We start from the raw sequence: 19,587 nt of genomic DNA, 5'->3' as shown, positions 1-19,587 counted from the left end.
GCCCCTTCGTCGTGAGCGGCGTGCCCCACCCAAATGGCGCCACAGCGTGCACCGCTTCTAGACTCGGTTCATGAACTTCCCCCTCGACACCGCCAGCGGACGTGTGCCCGACGCTGGAATCGGCGTGGCCGGGGCCAACACCGTGGAACCAGCGACCGTGCGCATCCGCCTGCGCTTGGCCTATGACGGCTCTAGTTTCTCCGGCTGGGCCACCCAACCGGGGCGGCGTACGGTCCAGGGGAGCCTTGAGGAGGCCCTGGGGCTGCTCTTTCGGCGTGACGTCCGCACCACGGTCGCCGGCCGGACGGACGCGGGAGTCCACGCCAGGGGCCAAGTCGCCCATTTTGATCTGACCGAAGCCGAATACCGGGCCCTGCCCCGCGGAAAGAACCTGACCGAAGACGAGGCGCTGCTGCGACGCGTCCGCGGTGTCACGTCCCGCATCGGGGGAGAGGTCTTCGTCCACGAGGCGAGGGCTGCAGCAGATGGTTTTGACGCGCGATTCTCCGCACTCTGGCGCCGATACAGCTACCGCATCGCCGACGGGCAGCATCGGTGGGACCCACTCACCCGGTCCATGACGTTATGGCATCCGCGGGAGCTGGACCCGGGCCTCCTGAACACCGAGGCACAGGTTGCCCTCGGCCGACATGATTTCCTGTCCTATTGCCGGCCCAAGAACTTCGCCACCACCATTCGGACCCTGGAAGCATTTACCTTTACCCGGGCCGAGGACGGCATATTAGTGGCCAGCCTCCAAGCCGACGCGTTCTGCCACAACATGGTGCGCACCCTCATCGGCGCGGTCCTGCGGGTCGGCGATGGGGAGGAAGCTCCGGGATGGGTGGAACGTCGGATCGCGGAGCCGATCCGAGACCATCGGACCCGCATGGCTGCACCGCATCCGCTGGTGTTGGAACAGGTGGCCTACCCGGAAGACGACCAGCTGGGCCTGCGTGCCGAAACCACCCGCGCGCGGCGTCGTCCCGAAGACCTGCAACGATCCTGAGGCGCCCTGGGGCCCAGAACAGGGGAGCAGTAAAGGCCCGGTATCGCGGCTTTTGGTGCCGGGCCGCGCATACGGTAAAGTAGGCTGCTGTTGTGCATGTCCTATGCCTGACACAACTTTTTCCGCGTGACGGCCCAGTTGCAGGGCCCTGGTCTGTGGAGACTGCAGGCAGCTGATGGATGGCCGGTTAGATTCAGACCTCACCTGAAGAACTGGTACAGCGCATCGATAACACAGTGCTCTTCCCTGCTGGTGGATCTCACAGCTGCCGCAGGTGGAACGCTTGACCAGTATCCAAGGAAACGAAGGCAATAAACGTGCGTACGTACACTCCGAAGCCCGGCGACGCAGATCGCCAGTGGCACGTCATCGACGCCACTGACATCGTGCTGGGCCGACTCGCCAGCCAGACCGCAACCCTGCTGCGCGGCAAGCACAAGGCCACCTATGCAGCTCATATGGACATGGGTGACTTCGTCGTCATCATCAACGCCGAGAAGGTTGCCCTCACCGGCGCCAAGCTCGAAAAGAAGCGCGCCTACCGCCACTCCGGTTTCCCGGGTGGTCTGAGGTCCGTCAGCTACGCCGAACTGTTGGAAAAGAACCCGGTTCAGGCAGTTGAGAAGGCCATCAGGGGCATGCTTCCCAAGAACTCCCTGGCTGCTCAGCAGCTGGGCAAGCTCAAGGTCTACCGCGGAGCCGAGCACCCGCATGCTGCCCAGCAGCCCAAGACCTTCGAAATCACCCAGGTCGCGCAGTAGCGCTGGGCCCCGAAACAAGAGACTAGTTTTCAAGGAGAATCGTGGCTCAGAACACTGAAGAGCTGAATGAAACCGAGGGTGCGGCTCCGTCCGCCTACACCTCCGAGTCGTCCCCGGCGGCCGAAGAGACCGTCGTCAAGGAACGTCCGGCACTGACAGTCGGTGGCTCCGCCGTCGGCCGTCGCAAGCAGGCTATCGCCCGCGTTCGGTTGTCCCCGGGCACCGGCCAGTGGACCGTCAACGGTCGCACGCTGGAGGAGTACTTCCCGAATAAGCTGCACCAGCAGGAAGTCAACGATCCGTTCAAGCTCCTGGAGCTCGACGGTGCGTATGATGTGATCGCCAACATCCACGGTGGCGGGCCTTCCGGCCAGTCCGGCGCACTGCGCCTGGGTGTTGCTCGCTCATTGAACGAGATTGACCGCGAGAACAACCGTCCGGCCCTGAAGAAGGCCGGCTTCCTGACTCGTGACGCCCGCGTCATCGAGCGCAAGAAGGCTGGCCTCAAGAAGGCACGCAAGGCCTCGCAGTACTCGAAGCGTTAATCTGCTTCCCTGGAACCCTAGGGTTCCCACCGAGGGCCCCACGGCATATGCCGTGGGGCCCTCGGCCGCTTAATGGGGCCGTGCGAGGGTGAAAGTGTGGCCGGATCGTTGCCAGTCGCCACATTTTTATCGTTTCCGGGCGATAAGATGGGCGGGATGGCTAGATTATTTGGCACCGATGGTGTGCGTGGAAAAGCAAACGAACTGATCACCCCGGCACTCGCCATGAACTTGGCGCAGGCAGCAGCAGTGGTGCTTGGTCTGCGAACTGTTGCCGAGGGAACCCGCCCGGTGGCCGTGATCGCACGTGACCCTCGAATCAGTGGTGATTTCATTTCCGCAGCCATCGAAGCTGGTTTCGCCTCCGTGGGGGTCGACGTCTTCGATGCCGGCGTCCTGCCGACCCCGGCGGCCGCCTACCTCATCGCCGATATCGAAGCGGACTTCGGTGTTGTGATCTCCGCTTCCCATAACCCGGCACCCGATAATGGCATCAAATTCCTGGCCCGCGGAGGCCAGAAGCTCTCCGACGCTCAAGAAGATGCCATCGAAGCCGAGCTGGATCGGGAGTCCCCCCGGCCGCTCGGCGCGGACGTGGGCCGGATTCAACGCTTCGCGGATGCGGAGGACCGCTATGTGGTCCATCTGCTCAAGACCATGCCGCACCGTCTTGAAGGGCTGAAGATCGTCTTGGATTGTGCCCATGGCGCGGCTAGCGGTTGCTCACCGGATGCCTTCGCCGCCGCTGGGGCAGAGGTGGTGGTGATCGGGGCGAATCCCGATGGAAACAACATCAACGACGGTTGCGGCTCGACCCATTTGGAGATGCTTCAGGCGAAGGTCCTGTCCGAGGGGGCCGACCTGGGTATTGCCCACGACGGGGATGCCGACCGGTGCCTGGCCGTTGACAACGAAGGCAGCGTCGTGGACGGGGACCAGATCATGGCCATCATGGCCGTGGCGTTCAAGGAAGCCGGCAAGCTCAAGGATGACACGCTCGTGGCCACGGTCATGAGTAACCTGGGTTTGAAGATGGCCATGGAAGCCGCGGGCATCACCATCGCCGAAACAGGGGTGGGGGACCGCTACGTTCTGGAGGGCATGCGCGACGGCGGGTTCACCCTCGGTGGTGAACAGTCAGGGCACGTGATCTTCTCCGACTTCGCCACCACCGGTGATGGCGTCCTGACCGGTTTGCAAATCGCCGCGCGCGTGGCAGCCACGGGGAAGACCCTGAAGGAATTGGCGGCCGTCATGGAGGTCCTTCCACAGGTGCTGATCAACGTGAAGGGCGTGGACAAGCACGCCGCGCACTCCAACGCAGCGGTCTCATTGGCCGTCCAGGGCGCGGAAAACGAATTAGGCGGTGCCGGACGGGTATTGCTGCGTCCCTCCGGTACCGAGCCGGTCGTCCGGGTGATGGTCGAGGCGACCGACCACCTCGTCGCCGACGATGTGGCCAGCCGGTTGGCCGGTGTCGTCAAGAACGAATTGGCGCTCTGACCACAGAGGCCGGCAGGTCGAACAGAACCTAACCATGAAAATCGAGCGGGCCCCGTCCTGAGACGGGGCCCGCTGGGTTTATCCGGTTGCAGGTAGCAGCCGGTCCTTCAAAGAAAACTAAGTACGCGGCTGGAGGGAGTCGCGGATTTCGGTGAGCAGAAGGACTTGTGGATCGATTTCCTCCTCTTCGGGAAGAATGCCCAGACGGGCGTTGCGGCGTTCAATCATCTTGTTCATGGGCATGACCACGACGAAGTAGATTGCCGCAGCGACGAGCAAGAAGTTGACGACTGCGGTGAGCAGGACGCCGATCTTGATCGCGTGCTCCGGGCCGACGGCCAGGAAGTTATCGAAGTTCGGGGTGCCGACGAGCACCGAGATCAACGGCATCAGAACGCTGTTGACTAACGCATCGATCACTGTGGCGAAGGCGCCACCAATGACGACGGCGACGGCAAGGTCAACGACGTTGCCCTTCATGATGAATTCCTTGAATCCCTGTAACATGCGAACAACTATACAGATGTCTGCCGGGCACGTGGGGATTTAGATCCAATGGTTTTATTGATGACCTGTTGGTCAGATTTTGCGCAGCAGCATGCGCCGGATTGAATGATCGCTGTCCTTGGTGAGCACCAGCTGGGCGCGGCCACGGGTGGGAAGGACATTCTCCCGGAGGTTTGGTTCGTTGATCCGGCGCCAGATCCCCAAAGCGGTTTCGCGGGCTTCATCGTCGGACAGGCTGGAGTACCGGTGGAAGTAGGAGGCAGGATCCGCGAAGGCGCCGCTGCGCAGTTTCATGAACCGCTTGACGTACCAGTTCTCGATCGCCTGGGTCTGGGCGTCAACGTAGACGGAGAAATCGAAAAAGTCGCTGAGCGCCAAACCGGCCGTCCCATCGCTTCTGACCTGGGCCGGGGCCAGCACGTTCAGTCCCTCCACGATGAGCACGTCGGGGCGGTGAACGACGACTTCCTTGCCGGGGACGATGTCGTACGTCAGATGTGAGTACCAGGGGGCACGAACCTCCTCGGCGCCGGACTTGACCGCCGAAACGAAGCGGAGCAAGGCGCGCCGGTCGTAGGCCTCAGGAAACCCCTTGCGATGCATCAGCCCGCGGCGTTCCAACACTTCGTTGGAGTGCAGGAACCCGTCGGTGGTCACCAACTCGACATTGGGGGTATCCGGCCACCGGCGCAACATCTCCTGGAGTACGCGGGCCGTCGTGGACTTCCCGACGGCCACGGAGCCGGCAACGCCGATGACGAAGGGGGTGCGTCGGGTCGATTCGCCCAAAAAGGTGTTCGTGGCTTGATGTAACTGTCCGGCTGCCTGCACATAGAGGTTCAGCAGGCGGGAGAGGGGAAGGTAGACGTCCTTGATTTCCTTGAGATCAAGTTTTTCACCCAACCCACTGAGCCTGATCAGATCCCCCTCGTCGAGCGGTTGGGTGATCTCGTTGGACAGTCGTGCCCAGGTCTGCCGGTCCAGTTCCACAAAAGGGGAGACTCCGGCGTCGTGGTCTCGGGGGGCGCTCACCACTGAATTGTGCCAAGCAGGTCCTCGTATTCCCAAACCGGAGCGCAGCCACCAGCCGTGGCGGCCACTCGTTTCGGGGGCCGGAAATGATCAATATCGGTTCTTCGGCGCGGTATTCTTGTGCGCATGTGTGGAATTGTTGGCTATGTAGGCCGTCCAGAAAAAACGACCGGTAACCATGGGGCCCTTGACGTGGTTCTGGAGGGGCTGCGCCGGTTGGAATACCGTGGCTACGATTCCGCAGGGATCGCGGTGATCGGAGAAGCAGGGCTCGAATCGCGCAAGAAGGCCGGCAAGCTGGCCAATCTGATCGGCGAACTCGAAGCCCGTCCGCTGCCGCCGTCGCTGACCGGCATCGGCCACACCCGGTGGGCCACCCATGGTGGCCCCTCTGACGTCAATGCTCACCCGCATCTGGCCGACGGCGGGAAGCTGGCCGTCATCCACAATGGCATCATCGAAAATTTTGCAGATTTGCGCGCCGAACTCCTCGCTGCTGGCCATGTCTTCGACTCGGAAACCGACACCGAGGTTGCCGCCGTGCTGCTGGGCGATATCTACACTCACGCCGGCGGCGGGGATCTGGCCCGCTCCATGCAGCTGGCCTGCCAGCGGCTCGAAGGCGCGTTCACTCTGTTGGCCATCCATGAAAGCCAGCCCGGCGTGGTCGTGGCCGCACGACGGAACTCGCCGCTGGTCCTCGGGCTCGGGGAGGGCGAGAACTTCCTGGGCTCCGACGTCTCCGGCTTCATTGACTTCACCCGGCGTGCGGTGGAACTGGGGCAGGACCAGGTGGTCACCATCACCCCGGATCATCACGTCATCACCGACTTTGAAGGCAACCCTGCCGAAGGCACCGAATTCCATGTTGATTGGGACGCGGCAGCCGCGGAAAAGGGTGGATTCGATTCCTTTATGGAGAAGGAGATCTTCGACCAGCCGGCCGCCGTCGCCGATACCCTCCTGGGCCGGTACGACGCCGAGGGCCGGATGACCCTCGACGAATTGCGGATCGATTCCGCGGAGCTGGCCGATATTTCCAAGATCATCGTGCTGGCCTGTGGAACCTCCGCCTACGCCGGCTCCGTCGCCAAGTACGCGATCGAACATTGGTGCCGCATCCCCGTGGAGGTCGAACTCAGCCACGAGTTCAGGTATCGGGACCCGATCGTGAACGCCAACACCCTGATCGTCTCCATCTCCCAGTCGGGGGAGACCATGGATACGTTGATGGCCGTGCGCTATGCGCGCGAACAAGGGGCCAAGACGCTGTCGATCTGCAATACCAACGGTTCCACGATCCCGCGCGAGTCAGACGCCGTGCTGTACACGCACGCCGGCCCCGAGATCGCCGTGGCCTCGACCAAGGCCTTCCTGGCGCAGATCACCGCCACCTACGTGCTGGGACTCTATCTGGCCCAGTTGCGCGGCAACCTGTTCACCGGCCAAATCAAGGACATCCTGGCCGACCTGCAGGACATCCCCGCCAAGATCCAGGACATCCTCGACCGGGCGGAGGAGATCAAGACGCTGGCCCGGTCGATGTCCGAGGCCAGCTCAGTGCTGTTCCTGGGACGCCATGTCGGTTACCCGGTAGCAATGGAAGGGGCCTTGAAGCTCAAGGAGATCGCCTACATCCACGCCGAAGGTTTCGCCGCGGGCGAGCTGAAGCACGGGCCCATCGCGCTGATCGATGACGGCCAGCCGGTATTCGTCGTCGTGCCCTCCCCGCGGGGACGGCATTCACTGCATTCGAAGGTCGTCTCTAATATCCAGGAGGTCAGGGCGCGAGGAGCCAAGACCTTGGTGATCGCCGAATCCGGGGACGAAGCAGTCAGGGACTACGCCGAATTTGTCTTCTACGTTCCGGAGACTCCGACGTTGTTGATGCCGCTGCTGGCCACCGTGCCGCTGCAGCTCTTTGCCTGTGAACTGGCCAGTTCCAAGGGCTTTGACGTCGACCAGCCCCGCAACCTGGCGAAGTCCGTCACGGTCGAGTAGGCAGATCCGCACCCGCTGAAGGAGCTCGACGTGTTCATGCACCGGGCTCCTTCGCTGATCACCTACCCCAACGCCCGTTCGGCGAGTCCGCGCACATAGGCTGCCTGACCGGCATGCTGGGTGGTGTCGTTGAGAACACTCACCCAACGGGAGGCGGCCGTCACCGGAGGCTCCCACCGCGTATCGACGATCCGTTCGAAGTCCCCGCTACCGAGGGACTCGAGGATCTGCAGGGTGCGGTCGTGGACCGCCTGATGGTAGGCGGAGAGAAGGCCCGAATCGCCGTTGTCGAAGGCCCGGACTTGCTCGGCGTCATGTCCGAACCCGGTGTCCGACTCCTCATAGGGCAGCGCCAGGCGATGCGCCCAGCCATGTTCGAGCCATAATTGCCCCGCTGGGATGTGCTGTGCCGCACCGGGGGAGGGAGCCTCGGCACCGCCGAGCACGGCAGCGAGGTCCGCCATATGGTCGTCCTGCACACGGGTCAGATGCCAGATCAGCCAAGCGGCATGATTCGACTGGGGGTCGGGCTGATACAGCAGAACGCTGGCATCGGTACCGCTGGTGACCGAACGGACGGTCTGCGCCACACGATCGAATCCGTCGCGTAGAAGTTCGCGGGCAATATTCGCGCTCATCGGTGGTCCTTTCGTGGGCTGCTCTTCCGGCACGATGGCGGCCGGCAGGTATGTCAGCGACGCTACGCCTGGAACCGGTTCAGCGATAGCGCGCGTCACCTGCGCATGACCACCATATGAGGACTCCGAAACCGATAGGCTGGGGGAATGATTGTGGGCATTGGTGTGGACGTCGTGCAGGTTTCCCGTTTCACGACGCAATTGGAACGAACCCCGGCGTTATGTGAGCGACTTTTTGTGCCGGCAGAGCGCGCGCTGAACATGCGGTCGTTGGCGGCACGCTTCGCCGCGAAGGAAGCGGTCGCCAAAGCACTCGGTGCTCCGGCCGGCATGAACTGGCAGCATTGCCAGGTCGTCATGGACGCCGCAGGTGCCCCACAAGTGAAGATCGACGGCACGGTGGCCGAGGTCGCTGAAGCCAAGGGTGTCCGTCATTGGCACTTATCCCTCAGCCACGATGGAGACCTGGCCACGGCCATGGTCATTGCGGAGCGTTAGAACATGATTAATGCCTATACCGGAACCCAGATCCGTGCTGCCGAGGCCGGGCTCCTCCAAGGGCAGGACGGGGCATCCCTGATGCGTCGGGCGGCCCACGGGCTGGCCCACCACATCATGGCCCTGCTGCGTGCCCGCTACGGGGGCGTCTACGGTGCCCATGTCGCCGCCCTGATCGGCACCGGCAACAATGGTGGCGACGGCCTCTACGCGATGGCACGGCTGGCCGGGCGGGGAGTGGCCTGCACCGCCATCCTGTTGGGCGGGCACGCCCACCCTGAGGGTCTGGAGGCCTTCACCCGTTCCGGGGGCCGGGTCGTATCCGGCGGGGGGACCCCCGATTCGAGCGCCCGAGCTCAGGCGCGCCGCTTCCGTGAAGCCAGTGAGGCGTTGGCCGACGTGGACCTGGTCATTGACGCTGTTCTGGGCACCGGAGCCCGGGGTGCCATCGCACTGCCGGAGATCCCCGCAGATGTACCTGTGGTCGCCTGCGACCTGCCCTCGGGGGTCGATGCCGATACCGGTGCCGCCTCCGACGGGGTCCTTGCCGCCGACCTGACGGTCACCTTCGGTGCCCTGAAAACCGGGCTCTGCGTCGGGGCAGGTCGACGATTGGCAGGAAACATCGAGGTCGTCGACATCGGTCTTGAAGACCTTCTGGGCCAACCCGACCTGCGGGTTCTCACCTCAACGGACGCCGAGGCCGCCACACCGCGGCCAACATCCCAAGACCATAAGTATTCGCGCGGAGTGCTGGGGCTGATCGCCGGGTCGCCACGCTACCCGGGGGCCGCGGTCCTGGCGGCCACCGCTGCGGTGAACACCTCGGTGGGGATGTTGCGCACGCTGGCCCCCGAACGTGCCGCCGAGCTCATCACCCAGGCGGTGCCCGAAGCCGTGCCGGCAGACGGAGCCGATGTCCGGGTCGATGCCTGGGCCATGGGACCAGGGATCGATGACGACCCAGCCCAGCTCGCCGCCGTCGAGCAGGTGCTCGGGGCGGGACTTCCTGCCATCGTCGACGCGAGCGCCCTGCGGACCTTGCAGCCGGGCCAGGGCCATGCCCGGCTCATCCTCACCCCACACGTCGGGGAACTGGAAGACCTGCTGGTTCGGGTCGGTGTCCGGGCCACCGCGGCAGATATCAGCGAGGATCCTGTCCGGTGGGCCCGCTGGGCGGCTGTCGGCTACTCCTCGGTGGTGTTGCTCAAGGGGCATACGACGATCTGTGTGGCCCCCGACGGCTACACCATCATCAACCTCAACGGGCCGGCGCCATTGGCCACCGCAGGCAGTGGTGACGTCCTCACCGGAATGCTGGGGGCCATGTTGGCCACCTCCCATGCCGGCGGGGGAACCCGGGCACTGGTCGAACTGGCCGCCACGGCCGCCTACCGTCACGGGGACGCGGCCCGGGTGGCCGGCCAGCACGGGGGATTCGGGGCCGGACAGTTGGCGCGGGTCGCCGGGCAGGGCAGCTTCTAGAGTTGCCCTGCGGGGTCCGGGAACATCCTGCCCAAGGCGGCTACGGTCCAGCCGGCCTCCGTCCACTGCCCATGGTCTAGGACATTGCGTCCGTCGATCAGCCGCATGCCGCGGACCCTGGGGCGAAGATCAGCGGGCGTCAGCTCCTTGAATTCCTTCCATTCGGTGAGCAGAAGGACCAGGTCGGCATCCTGGGTTGCCTCGGCAACGGAGTCCGCGTATCCCAGCCGGGGGAACCGGCGTCGGGCATTTTCATTGCCCTGCGGGTCGTAGACGATGACCTCGGCGCCGTCGTTGAAGAGTCGGCCGGCCACATCCAGCGCGGGGGAGTCACGGACATCGTCGCTATCGGGTTTGAAGGCCACACCCAAGACGGCAATCCGTCGCCCAACCACCTCATGATCGAGGATCTGATGTGCCAAGGAGACGACTCGATCGCGGCGGCGCAGATTGATGTCGTCGACGTTATGCAGGAAATCCATGGTGTGGTTCAGCCCGAGTTCGCTGACCCGGGTCTGGAGGGCGCGGATGTCCTTGGGCAGGCAGCCCCCACCGAAACCGATCCCGGCGTTGAGGAACTTGCGGCCGATGCGCTCGTCGTAGCCCAAGGCGTCGGCCAAGGTGCGGATGTCTCCGCCCACGGTTTCGGTGACCTCGGAGAAGGCGTTGATGAAGGAGATCTTGGTGGCCAGGAACGCGTTGGCAGCGACCTTGACCAGCTCGGCGGTCTCGAAGTCGGTGACGATCAGTGGAGTGTCCTGGCTTAGCGCCTGGGCGTAGACCTCACGCAGCTGGTCAGTGGCCTTTTCGGATTCGACACCGAACACCAGCCGCCCCGGAGCCAACGTATCCTTCACCGCAAAACCCTCACGCAAGAATTCAGGGTTCCACGCCACCTCGAGCTCGACACCTTCGCGGGACTCCTTGGCGAGCAGTTCGGCCAGCCGGCGGGCGGTGCCGACAGGAACGGTGGACTTGCCCACCACGAGCGCGTCTCGGGTGATGTGCTGTGCCAACGACCGGGCGGCAGCATCGACGAAACTGATATCCGCCCCGCCATCGGCGATCCGCTCAGGAGTGCCGACACCGATGAAATGAACATCGGCCCATCCCCCGACCTCGGCATAGTCGGTCGTGAAACGTAAACGCCCCGATTGGACATGTTTGACCAGCAGCTCCGGCAGACCGGGCTCATGGAAGGGTAGATCGCCAACGGAGAGACGCTCGATCTTCTGCGGGTCCACATCCACGCCGATGACGTCGAAACCGAGCTCGGCCATGCACGCGGCATGGGTTGCGCCGAGGTATCCGGTACCGATCACTGAAATCTTGAGCGTCATATGCGCCTAACTGTTGGGGCCGTGCCTTGAGGGGCTTTGACCATGCTAACGACACCTGACGGAAAGCCGTTGAAACGACGTGCTGGGCGAAGGGTGCTGCCGACACGTGACCGTGGCCGACGGGGTGGGTCGAGGACTTAGCGGGGCTCGTCCACGGTGGGGTCCAGATAGCTGCGCAGGGCTGCGAAGTGGTCCCCGGGACTGAAGCCGGTGGCCCGGATCCGGCCCAGGTCCAGCAGGGAATTCAGCGGTCGGGGGGCCGCCTGTTTGCCGGCGAAGTACTCGGCGGTACTGACCCCGGTCACGGCGCCACGCTCGCGCCCGGCAGCGGCGAAGACTTCGGCGGCGATATCGGCCCAACTAGCTGACGGCCCGCCATTGGTCAGGTTATAGGTGCCGTACTCGGCCCCACTGTCGAGCAGGTGGGCGATACCATCGGCGATGGTATCGGTGAAGGTCAGCCGCCCGTACTGGTCGTTGACCACCGCTGGTTCGATACCTCGTCTGGCCAGGGAGAGCATGGTCTTCACGAAGTTGTTGCCCTCGCCGATCACCCAGCTGGTGCGGATCAGATAATGGCGCGGAACCGTGGATGCTGCCAGATCTCCGGCGGCCTTCGATTGTCCGTACACCCCCAGCGGCGCCAACGGAGCATCCTCGGGATAGGCGTCGGCTGCTGTCCCGTCGAAGACGTAGTCGCTGGAGAGGTGCACCAGGGTCAGGGAATTCTCGGTGCAGATCCGGGCCAGGGCGGCGACGCCGGTGGCGTTGGCCGCCCAGGCCTCTACCCTTCCGGCAGCGGTTTCGGCTTCGTCGACCCGGGTGTAGGCGCCGGCATTGATGACCGTGGAGTAGGCCGACCAGTCGTGGCCTGCCAGAGCTGTGGCATCGGTGAGGTCGAGTTCGGTGCGGGTGGCGAAGTCCACGTCTTCCCGGCCGGCGAAGCGCCCCTTGAGGGCCGCCCCGAGCTGGCCTCCCGCCCCGAGGATCAGCGTCTTCAGGGGGGTGACCGCTGCGACATCAGCCAGACGGGGGTGTTGGCGGTCCTTGGCGGAAAGTTCCGCCCGTTCAAGCGGGATCGGCCAGTCGATGGCTGCCGTTTCATCGGCGAGGTTCAAGAACGCGTACTTCTCGAGGGCTGCGGCCGACCAATGGTCGTTGACCAGGTAGGTGTAGGCGGTATCGGGTTTGAGTGTCTGGAAGGCGTTGCCGACCCCGCGGGGCACGAAGACTGCTGTGGAGGAATCCACCTCCAGGGTGAAGACCTTCCCGAAGGTTTCCCCGGCACGTAGATCCACCCACGCACCAAAAATCTTGCCGGTGGCGACGGAAACGTATTTATCCCAGGGCTCGGCATGGATACCGCGGGTGGTGCCCACGGCGGCGTTGAAGGAAATGTTGTTCTGGACGGGACCGAAGTCAGGTAGTCCCAGGGCGACCAGCTTCGCCCGCTGCCAGTTCTCCTTGAACCAGCCGCGGTTGTCCCCGTGAACTGGCAGGCGGACCACCAACAGGCCGGGAATCGTCTCCGAAGCGGTGACCAGTGGGGCCGTCGGGGGCTGAGGCGTGGTCATCTCAGTGCCCGGCTGCCCGATAGGTGGCTTCGGTGGCGGCCTTCTGGGGGCGCCACCAGGATTCGTTGTTGCGGTACCAGTCCACAGTGTCCGCCAAACCTGAATCGAAATCTGCGTGGGCGGGGGTCCACCCCAGTTCGGTGCGCAGTTTGGTGTAGTCGATGGCATAGCGCAGGTCGTGGCCGGCACGATCGGTGACGTGGTCGAAATCGTCGGGATCCCGGCCCATGATGCCCAGGAGCGACTGCACCACCTGGAGATTATTGCGTTCCCCGTCGGCACCGATGAGGTAGGTTTCCCCGATCCGGCCTGCGGTCAGGATTCTCCACACGGCGCTGGAATGATCGTTGGCGTGGATCCAATCGCGCACGTTCTCCCCGCTGCCATAAAGCCGTGGACGGACCCCGTCGATGAGGTTGGTGATCTGGCGTGGAATGAACTTCTCCACGTGCTGGTAGGGGCCGTAGTTATTCGAACAGTTGCTCAGGGTGGCCCGCACCCCGAAGGAACGCACCCACGCCCGGACCAGTAGATCCGAGCCCGCCTTGGTCGAGGAGTAGGGGCTGGAGGGGTTATAGGGGGTGTGCTCGGTGAACCGTTGGGGCTCATCGAGGGCCAGATCCCCGTACACCTCGTCGGTGGAGATGTGGTGGTAGCGCACATCGTGGGTGCGGGCGGCCTCCAGCAGCGTGTAAGTGCCGATGATGTTCGTATCCAGGAAGGGGCGCGAGTCGCGTAAGGAATTGTCGTTATGCGATTCCGCCGCATAGTGCACGACGGCGTCCGCCTCACCCACCAGCTGGTTCACCAGGGCCGCATCGCAGATATCGCCCTCGACCAGCCGAAAGCGTTGGGGGTCCAGCCCCTGCAGTGAAGCCCGGTTGCCGGCATACGTCATCTTGTCCAACACGGTGATCTGGGTATCCGTGTTCTCCATCAGATAGTGCACGAAGTTCGAACCAATGAAACCGGCGCCACCGGTGACCACAAGTTTGTCCATGAGATTCAGGTTACCCGGTGGCACCGGCGTCGCACTCTTCCGCATTCGTCTCGTGGCAACGTAGCGTAAGGCCCATGAGGGGAATTATTCTGGCCGGTGGTACGGGGTCGCGGCTGCACCCGATCACCCAGGGCATCAGCAAACAACTCGTTCCGGTCTATGACAAGCCGATGATCTACTACCCGCTGGCGACCCTGATGTTGGCTGGCATCAAGGACATTCTGTTGATCACCACACCCCAGGACGTGGAGCAATTCCGCAGGCTGCTGGGGGACGGGTCGCAATGGGGGATCACCCTGGATTTCGCCGTCCAGGAATCCCCTGACGGCCTCGCCCAGGCCTTCCTGATCGGGGAAGAACATATCAACGGCGGCAACGTGGCGCTCGTCTTGGGCGATAACATCTTCTACGGCTCCGGCATGGGCACCCAGCTGCAGAAGCTCGCTGACCTGGAAGGCGCTGCCATCTTCGGCTACCAGGTGGCCGATCCGACCGCCTACGGTGTCGTCGAATTCGATACCACGGGCCGGGCCGTCTCGCTGGAGGAGAAACCCGAGAAACCGCGCAGCAAATATGCGATCCCGGGACTGTATTTTTATGACCACCAGGTCGTGGAGATCGCTCGGGGGCTGAAACCATCGCCTCGCGGGGAACTGGAAATCACCGACGTCAACCGACGCTACCTGGAGATGGGCCAGCTGCAGGTTTCGGTGCTGGCCCGCGGTACGGCGTGGCTAGATACCGGGACCTTCGAATCACTGAACGATGCGTCGAACTACATTCGCACGGTGGATGCCCGGCAGGGGCTGAAGATCAGCGCCCCGGAAGAGATCGCATGGCGGCAGGGGTTCATTTCCGATGCCGAGCTCGAAGCGCTGGCCCGCCCGCTTCTCAAGAGCGGATACGGGGCCTACCTGCTGGAATTGCTGCACTGAGACGCCTCGCTGAGCCCGCGGCCGCAGGCCAAGTGCGAGAATGGAACCGTGACTGCGAACCTTGACCCCCTCACCGGGCCCGGCGTTGCCGGAAGTCCCGGGACTGCCCCCGGCTTCGAACGCCGCGCCGAAATCGACCTCTCGGCCATCCGAGACAACGTCAAGCGGGTGATCGAATTGGCGGCGCCGGCCACCGTGATGGCGGTGGTGAAAGCCGATGCCTACGGCCACGGAACGATCCCCGTCGTCCAGGCTGCCCTGCAGGCAGGAGCCGGGTGGATCGGGGCCGCCCACATCAGTGAGGCGCTACCCATCCGCGCTGCCGGCGTGACGGCGCCGCTGTTGGCGTGGCTGCACACCATCGACTCCCCGTTCGCCGAAGCCATCACCGCCAATATCGACCTGGGAGTTTCCAGCGGCTGGGAACTGGAATATATCGCTGCGGCAGCCCAACAGGCCGAGCTGCCCGCCCGGGTGCACCTGAAAATCGATACCGGTCTGGGCCGCAACGGTTGCCCGCCGGACCGCTGGGATGAACTACTCGGCGCCGCGAATGCCTACCAGGAGGACGGCTTACTGCGCGTGGTGGGGGTCTTCACCCACCTGGCCGTTGCCGATGAACCTGACCGCGAAGAGACCGATGAACAACTGGCGGCCTTCCGTGAGGCCGTCAGCCTGACCGAAGACGCAGGTTTCGACCTCGAGGTCAGGCATGCGGCGAACACCCCGGCCATTCTGTCTCGTCCGGATGCGCACTTCGACCTGGTCCGCCTGGGCTTGGGCATGTACGGGCTGAGCCCCTTCGCTGACCAGAGTTCGACTGAGTTGGGGTTGCGCCCTGCCATGCGCTTGGTCGCCCGGGTGACGAACGTGAAGAAGGTGCCGAAGGGCCAGGGGGTGTCCTACGGGCTGACCTACCGCACGGGGGAAGCCACGACGCTGGGCCTCATCCCGCTCGGTTACGGTGACGGGGTACCGCGTTCAGCGGTGGAGGCGCCGGTGCTGGTGGACGGACGAGTCTTACCCAGCCGCGGCAGGATCGCCATGGACCAGTTCGTTGTTGACCTGGGTCCCCTCGAAGATCCTGAAACCCTGGTGGGAACCGAAGCCGTCCTGTTCGGCGGTGACGGGCCAGCAGCCGATGCCTGGGCCACCGCGGCGGGCACCATCAACTACGAGATCGTCACTCGGGTCTCCCAACGCGTCCCGCGGGTCTACGTTGAGGGCTCATGGGGGCCAGCCGATGGCTGAACCGGCAGTGGGGACCCTCCCGGTCTGGACGGTCGAGCTGACTGCCCAGTCGGCGACGGCGACCCAGGAACTGGCAGCCAGCATGGGAGAACAGCTGGAAGCCGGGGACCTGATCCTGCTCAACGGTGAACTCGGTGCCGGGAAAACGACGTTCACCCAAGGACTGGGTGCCGGTTTGGGGGTGCGGTCAGGGATCATTTCGCCGACCTTTGTGCTCTCACGGATCCACCCGTCCACCCGTGGCGGCCCCGATCTGGTCCACGTGGACGCCTACCGCCTCGGAACGGCCGCCGAACTCGACGACTTGGACCTGGACCAGAGCCTGGAATCGGCGGTCACCGTGATCGAATGGGGCGCCGGTAAAGCCGAGCAGCTCAGCGACTCACGCCTGGAGATCGCCCTGCTGCGTGCCACCGGCGAAACCATGGCCGAACCGGGCGGCGAACTCGTGCTGGACTACTCCGAAACAGAGGACGAGGATCCGCGGACCCTGACCATTGCCGCCTTCGGGCCCCGATGGGCGGACCACCGACTGTTCTGAAGCCACCGGATGGGGAGTTCTCCCCATCGCGGGTTCCGGGCCGCCGCCCTAGGGTGGATCGGATGGAAGCCGGACGGAAATGTTGAAGGTCAGCGCGCAGCTGCCAGCGGGCTGGCAGCAGATCGAGACCGCAGGATGCCGCTTTCTGGCTTTTCATACCGGAGCCCCGCCGCCACCGGAACACACCCAACTGTTCGTGGGCAGCGACGCTGTGCCGGTCACCGTCCACGGGCTGGACATCCTGGACTCGATCAGCAGGGAGCTTGATTCCCGACGCCCCGAATCCACGGCACTGCCCAGCACGATCATCGCCGTCGAATACCCCTCCCGGGACCTGCTGGAGGGGATCGAGGGGCTGCACATCATCGAGGAGGCCGCCTCCACCATGGCCGGCCAGCAGGCGTGGAGGATGGATCTCACCCACAGGCATCGTGGGGTGGCCCTGTTCACCCGGCGGTGGGTCATCGACGCCGGGGCGACCACACTGGAAATTGCGGCGACCTGCACGCTGGATCATTTCAGCCACTTCATCGCCGACTTCGATGCATTGGAAGAGCGGATGGTGTGGGCCGCCTGAGAGCCCGGCTGACACGTGGGGCCGGACCGGCATACGATGGACCGGTGCTCATTCTGGCCATAGATACGTCCGCAGCTGCCTCCGCGGCAGTGCTCTCGCAACCTTCCACCGACCGTCCCTCCGAGGTGCTCGCCTCTTTCGAAACCACGGAAACGAACACCCACTCCGAGGTCCTGGCCCCCGGCATCGACTCCTTGCTGACCGAGGCGGGGATTGCCGGCACCGAACTGGATGGCATCGTCGTCGGTGTCGGCCCCGGGCCCTTCACGGGGTTGCGTGTGGGCATTGCCACCGCCCGCACCCTGGGTTTCGTCTGGGGAATACCCGTCCACGGGGTCATGAGTCTGGACGCGATCGCCTGGGACGTGATGTCCGAAAGGGAACGTGGTGGCCGGGCCGAATCAGGTGACGGCGGATTCTGTGTCGCCATCGACGCCCGGCGCAAGGAACTGTATTGGGCCCGTTACACAGCAGCTGGGGAACTGGTTGATGGGCCACAGGTCGGAACCGCGGAGACCCTGCCGGCACTGCCGATGCACGGTGCCGGAGCCGGGCTGTATGCGGAACGGTTGGAAGCCGTCGGGGCGAGGGTGGATCCTGGCTTCGCCGAGCGCCGGCCCGCGGCAGCCTCGCTGGGCGCCTGGGCCATCCGGGTCCTGGGCCGGGGCCAGGAGCTGCTGTCCACCACCCCGTTGTACCTGCGCGAATCCGATGCCAAGGTGCCGCGGCAGATGAAGGGGACCCCTGCCTCATGAAGTTCCGCGAGATGACCGAAGCAGATATCCCGGCCGTGTGGGAGATGGAACGAGAGCTCTTCCCCGAGGACGCCTGGCCGTTGCGCATGTTCCACGAGGAGTTGAGGCAGACCGGAACCCGACGCTACTGGGTGGCGGAGGACGAAGGGCGGATTGTGGCTTACTGCGGCATGATGTGCGTGCTGCCCTTGGCCGATGTCCAGACCATTGCCGTCCTTCTCGCCTACGAGGGGCGCGGGATCGGATCCACGCTGCTGCGTGGACTCATCTCCGAGGCCACCGAACGTGGAGCGAAGGATGTCCTGTTGGAGGTGCGTGCCGATAATCCCCGCGCCCAGGGACTTTATGAACATCTAGGGTTCGAGCATATCCACACCCGGCGCGGATACTATCCCGGCGGTGTGGACGCCAGGATCATGAAACTGGGCCTGAGGGGCTGAGCCTGTCCGGCCGTTGATCAGCCGTGGCCTTTTTCGTCGGCGGACATGAGGCTCCGACGCAGCCGGTCGATGTCGGAGATCGTTTCGTTGCCCAACTGATCGAGCTCGTCCAACATGGCCACCACATCCCGCCACGCACCTGGGGTGCTTGCCGAGGAAATCCCCTCATGCAGGCGCGAAGCGAGAGCCCCCAAACTGCTGGCTCCCACCATGGAGGCGGCGGTGCTCAGTGAAAGCGCCGCATCCAGTCCTGCTTCGGCGTCGTGCTGATTCACCGCCCGGTGCAGGCGGTGGCACCGCTGGGGCCACAGTCCGATGAACCGGTCCATGAAGGCCGCGGCTTCGCCCTCGCCCACCTGATCGGCCAAGGCCCAGAGCACTGACGGGCAGACCCGCCCGCTGGGCCCCGAGCGCTCCGGACGGTGATTGTCGGTCATGCTCCCATGTTGGGCCTCGCTCCTACCGAAACCGCTCAAGCAATGCTCAAGACCTGCTCAAGATCAGGCACGACACGACAGCGCTGATCTTGTGTAAAACTTTTGTCAACTCAGGGGCTGTTCTTGATGCACCCCGATGATGCTGGTTCCAACAGCCGGGGAAACAGGTCGCCGGTAGCGGTTATGAGGGAGACACCATGAACAAGATGACCAAGGGTGCACTGGCCACCGGACTCGGCGTTGCACTATTGATCGGTGGAGGTGGATCGCTGGCCGTGTGGAACACCAGCGCCCAGGCAAACGCCGGAACGATCGTCTCCGGGGACATGGGACTGAAGGCCGAAGCGGCCTCCTGGACGAACTCTGCCGGAACCAACGTCACCGCCAAGGTCAAGGACGGAACCTACAAGATCGTTCCGGGGGACTCGCTGAAGTTCACCCAGCCGGTCGAAGTCACTCTGACGGGGGACCTGCTGAAGGCACAGCTCAGCGTCACAGATACCGCGCTGACCGGGGACCGAACCTTCAACGCTGCGAACTACACCGTCAGTGCCGTGGACATCAAGGACTCTTCTAGCAAGAGCGTGATCGGCCAGGAGCTGACCCAGGACGGCCGCTACACCGCCTCGGTGACCTTCGACTTCAAGGCCAGCACCTCCGGCCTGAGCGACACGAACGCGAAGTACGACTTCAGCAAGGTCGGCTACAAGCTGGACCAGATCGCCTCCTCCAGCGACTAGGACCGCGTCGCGGCCCAT

At 64.2% G+C, this 19,587-nt stretch carries 21 protein-coding genes; 14 read left to right on the top strand and 7 right to left on the bottom strand.

The features are described 5' to 3' along the window. Positions 1-70 precede the first annotated feature (70 nt). The 4 genes from CIK75_RS05160 (at position 71) to glmM (ending at position 3,818) form a co-directional block, all read left to right on the top strand. Complete coding sequence (locus CIK75_RS05160) at positions 71-1,009, top strand: tRNA pseudouridine synthase A (RefSeq protein ID WP_096223372.1); 939 nt, start codon at positions 71-73, stop codon at positions 1,007-1,009. A gap of 317 nt (positions 1,010-1,326) precedes the next feature. Next, on the top strand, positions 1,327-1,770 hold the full coding sequence (rplM, locus tag CIK75_RS05155) for a 50S ribosomal protein L13 (RefSeq protein WP_087000349.1): 444 nt from the start codon (positions 1,327-1,329) through the stop codon (positions 1,768-1,770). A 41-nt stretch (positions 1,771-1,811) separates the two neighbouring features. After that, positions 1,812-2,315: a 30S ribosomal protein S9 gene (gene rpsI / locus CIK75_RS05150; RefSeq protein WP_087000351.1), complete on the top strand. Its 504-nt coding sequence runs from the start codon at positions 1,812-1,814 to the stop codon at positions 2,313-2,315. A 156-nt stretch (positions 2,316-2,471) separates the two neighbouring features. After that, the gene (gene glmM / locus CIK75_RS05145) at positions 2,472-3,818 is read left to right on the top strand and encodes a phosphoglucosamine mutase (RefSeq protein WP_087000353.1); all 1,347 of its coding nucleotides are present in this window, start codon (positions 2,472-2,474) and stop codon (positions 3,816-3,818) included. 117 nt (positions 3,819-3,935) lie between these two features. Here glmM and mscL read toward each other — a convergent pair whose 3' ends face one another. Together mscL and coaA are read right to left on the bottom strand one after the other, a co-directional pair. Next, a complete protein-coding gene (gene mscL / locus CIK75_RS05140; protein ID WP_087000355.1) occupies positions 3,936-4,325 on the bottom strand; it encodes a large conductance mechanosensitive channel protein MscL in 390 nt (129 codons plus the stop codon). A gap of 72 nt (positions 4,326-4,397) precedes the next feature. After that, the gene (coaA, locus tag CIK75_RS05135) at positions 4,398-5,357 is read right to left on the bottom strand and encodes a type I pantothenate kinase (protein WP_087000633.1); all 960 of its coding nucleotides are present in this window, start codon (positions 5,355-5,357) and stop codon (positions 4,398-4,400) included. Positions 5,358-5,483: 126 nt separating this feature from the next. Between coaA and glmS the strand changes: the two genes are divergently transcribed. Continuing rightward, complete coding sequence (gene glmS / locus CIK75_RS05130) at positions 5,484-7,358, top strand: glutamine--fructose-6-phosphate transaminase (isomerizing) (protein WP_096223371.1); 1,875 nt, start codon at positions 5,484-5,486, stop codon at positions 7,356-7,358. A gap of 62 nt (positions 7,359-7,420) precedes the next feature. Here the strand turns inward: glmS and CIK75_RS05125 are convergent, their stop codons facing one another. Then, positions 7,421-7,996: a DinB family protein gene (locus tag CIK75_RS05125; protein WP_096223370.1), complete on the bottom strand. Its 576-nt coding sequence runs from the start codon at positions 7,994-7,996 to the stop codon at positions 7,421-7,423. 147 nt (positions 7,997-8,143) lie between these two features. Here CIK75_RS05125 and CIK75_RS05120 point away from each other — a divergent pair, with 147 nt between their 5' ends. Beyond that, positions 8,144-8,494 carry a holo-ACP synthase gene (locus CIK75_RS05120; protein WP_087000362.1) on the top strand — a complete coding sequence of 117 codons (351 nt, stop codon included), beginning with the start codon at positions 8,144-8,146 and terminating at the stop codon, positions 8,492-8,494. Positions 8,495-8,497: 3 nt separating this feature from the next. Beyond that, positions 8,498-9,979, top strand: coding sequence for an NAD(P)H-hydrate dehydratase (locus tag CIK75_RS05115; protein ID WP_096223369.1), 1,482 nt, complete (start codon positions 8,498-8,500; stop codon positions 9,977-9,979). Here the strand turns inward: CIK75_RS05115 and CIK75_RS05110 are convergent. The 3 genes from CIK75_RS05110 to rfbB all read right to left on the bottom strand — a co-directional run bounded on the left by CIK75_RS05110 (position 9,976) and on the right by rfbB (position 13,893). Then, positions 9,976-11,319 (bottom strand): UDP-glucose/GDP-mannose dehydrogenase family protein, encoded by a 1,344-nt coding sequence (locus tag CIK75_RS05110; RefSeq protein ID WP_096223368.1) that lies wholly within the window; start codon positions 11,317-11,319, stop codon positions 9,976-9,978. The genes CIK75_RS05115 and CIK75_RS05110 overlap by 4 nt on opposite strands. Before the next feature lie 137 nt (positions 11,320-11,456). After that, on the bottom strand, positions 11,457-12,893 hold the full coding sequence (locus CIK75_RS05105) for a bifunctional dTDP-4-dehydrorhamnose 3,5-epimerase family protein/NAD(P)-dependent oxidoreductase (RefSeq protein ID WP_096223367.1): 1,437 nt from the start codon (positions 12,891-12,893) through the stop codon (positions 11,457-11,459). 1 nt (position 12,894) lies between these two features. Then, complete coding sequence (gene rfbB / locus CIK75_RS05100) at positions 12,895-13,893, bottom strand: dTDP-glucose 4,6-dehydratase (protein WP_096223366.1); 999 nt, start codon at positions 13,891-13,893, stop codon at positions 12,895-12,897. A 74-nt stretch (positions 13,894-13,967) separates the two neighbouring features. Here rfbB and rfbA point away from each other — a divergent pair, with 74 nt between their 5' ends. The 6 genes from rfbA (at position 13,968) to rimI (ending at position 18,392) form a co-directional block, all read left to right on the top strand. After that, positions 13,968-14,828 (top strand): glucose-1-phosphate thymidylyltransferase RfbA, encoded by an 861-nt coding sequence (rfbA, locus tag CIK75_RS05095; RefSeq protein WP_087000372.1) that lies wholly within the window; start codon positions 13,968-13,970, stop codon positions 14,826-14,828. Positions 14,829-14,960: 132 nt separating this feature from the next. After that, positions 14,961-16,079: an alanine racemase gene (gene alr, locus CIK75_RS05090; protein WP_241895342.1), complete on the top strand. Its 1,119-nt coding sequence runs from the start codon at positions 14,961-14,963 to the stop codon at positions 16,077-16,079. Next, positions 16,072-16,620, top strand: a complete 549-nt coding sequence (tsaE, locus tag CIK75_RS05085; RefSeq protein ID WP_096223364.1) for a tRNA (adenosine(37)-N6)-threonylcarbamoyltransferase complex ATPase subunit type 1 TsaE — start codon at positions 16,072-16,074, stop codon at positions 16,618-16,620. Before alr ends, tsaE begins: the two co-directional genes overlap by 8 nt. Before the next feature lie 79 nt (positions 16,621-16,699). After that, positions 16,700-17,197 carry a hypothetical protein gene (locus tag CIK75_RS05080; protein ID WP_096223363.1) on the top strand — a complete coding sequence of 166 codons (498 nt, stop codon included), beginning with the start codon at positions 16,700-16,702 and terminating at the stop codon, positions 17,195-17,197. Positions 17,198-17,241: 44 nt separating this feature from the next. Further along, a complete protein-coding gene (gene tsaB, locus CIK75_RS05075) occupies positions 17,242-17,952 on the top strand; it encodes a tRNA (adenosine(37)-N6)-threonylcarbamoyltransferase complex dimerization subunit type 1 TsaB (protein ID WP_096223408.1) in 711 nt (236 codons plus the stop codon). Further along, positions 17,949-18,392: a ribosomal protein S18-alanine N-acetyltransferase gene (rimI, locus tag CIK75_RS05070; protein ID WP_096223362.1), complete on the top strand. Its 444-nt coding sequence runs from the start codon at positions 17,949-17,951 to the stop codon at positions 18,390-18,392. Before tsaB ends, rimI begins: the two co-directional genes overlap by 4 nt. A 17-nt stretch (positions 18,393-18,409) precedes the next feature. Here rimI and CIK75_RS05065 read toward each other — a convergent pair whose 3' ends face one another. Then, positions 18,410-18,829, bottom strand: coding sequence for an Hpt domain-containing protein (locus tag CIK75_RS05065; RefSeq protein ID WP_096223361.1), 420 nt, complete (start codon positions 18,827-18,829; stop codon positions 18,410-18,412). Positions 18,830-19,026: 197 nt separating this feature from the next. Here CIK75_RS05065 and CIK75_RS05060 point away from each other — a divergent pair, with 197 nt between their 5' ends. Then, a complete protein-coding gene (locus CIK75_RS05060; protein WP_096223360.1) occupies positions 19,027-19,569 on the top strand; it encodes an alternate-type signal peptide domain-containing protein in 543 nt (180 codons plus the stop codon). The last annotated feature ends 18 nt before the right edge of the window (positions 19,570-19,587 follow it).

The sequence above is a fragment of the Glutamicibacter sp. BW78 genome, assembly GCF_002332245.1.
Taxonomy (GTDB): domain Bacteria; phylum Actinomycetota; class Actinomycetes; order Actinomycetales; family Micrococcaceae; genus Arthrobacter_H; species Arthrobacter_H rhombi_A.
This window is presented reverse-complemented; position numbering and strand designations above follow the sequence as displayed.

Bases quoted from the DNA above. Each gene is read 5' to 3' on its own strand.
- CIK75_RS05160 (WP_096223372.1), top strand. From the start codon at position 71: ATGAACTTCCCCCTCGACACCGCCAGCGGACGTGTGCCCGACGCTGGA.
- glmM (WP_087000353.1), top strand. From the start codon at position 2,472: ATGGCTAGATTATTTGGCACCGATGGTGTGCGTGGAAAAGCAAACGAA.
- mscL (WP_087000355.1), bottom strand. From the start codon at position 4,325: ATGTTACAGGGATTCAAGGAATTCATCATGAAGGGCAACGTCGTTGAC.
- glmS (WP_096223371.1), top strand. From the start codon at position 5,484: ATGTGTGGAATTGTTGGCTATGTAGGCCGTCCAGAAAAAACGACCGGT.
- CIK75_RS05125 (WP_096223370.1), bottom strand. From the start codon at position 7,996: ATGAGCGCGAATATTGCCCGCGAACTTCTACGCGACGGATTCGATCGT.
- CIK75_RS05120 (WP_087000362.1), top strand. From the start codon at position 8,144: ATGATTGTGGGCATTGGTGTGGACGTCGTGCAGGTTTCCCGTTTCACG.
- CIK75_RS05115 (WP_096223369.1), top strand. From the start codon at position 8,498: ATGATTAATGCCTATACCGGAACCCAGATCCGTGCTGCCGAGGCCGGG.
- CIK75_RS05110 (WP_096223368.1), bottom strand. From the start codon at position 11,319: ATGACGCTCAAGATTTCAGTGATCGGTACCGGATACCTCGGCGCAACC.
- CIK75_RS05105 (WP_096223367.1), bottom strand. From the start codon at position 12,893: ATGACCACGCCTCAGCCCCCGACGGCCCCACTGGTCACCGCTTCGGAG.
- rfbB (WP_096223366.1), bottom strand. From the start codon at position 13,893: ATGGACAAACTTGTGGTCACCGGTGGCGCCGGTTTCATTGGTTCGAAC.
- rfbA (WP_087000372.1), top strand. From the start codon at position 13,968: ATGAGGGGAATTATTCTGGCCGGTGGTACGGGGTCGCGGCTGCACCCG.
- tsaE (WP_096223364.1), top strand. From the start codon at position 16,072: ATGGCTGAACCGGCAGTGGGGACCCTCCCGGTCTGGACGGTCGAGCTG.
- CIK75_RS05080 (WP_096223363.1), top strand. From the start codon at position 16,700: ATGTTGAAGGTCAGCGCGCAGCTGCCAGCGGGCTGGCAGCAGATCGAG.
- rimI (WP_096223362.1), top strand. From the start codon at position 17,949: ATGAAGTTCCGCGAGATGACCGAAGCAGATATCCCGGCCGTGTGGGAG.
- CIK75_RS05065 (WP_096223361.1), bottom strand. From the start codon at position 18,829: ATGACCGACAATCACCGTCCGGAGCGCTCGGGGCCCAGCGGGCGGGTC.
- CIK75_RS05060 (WP_096223360.1), top strand. From the start codon at position 19,027: ATGAACAAGATGACCAAGGGTGCACTGGCCACCGGACTCGGCGTTGCA.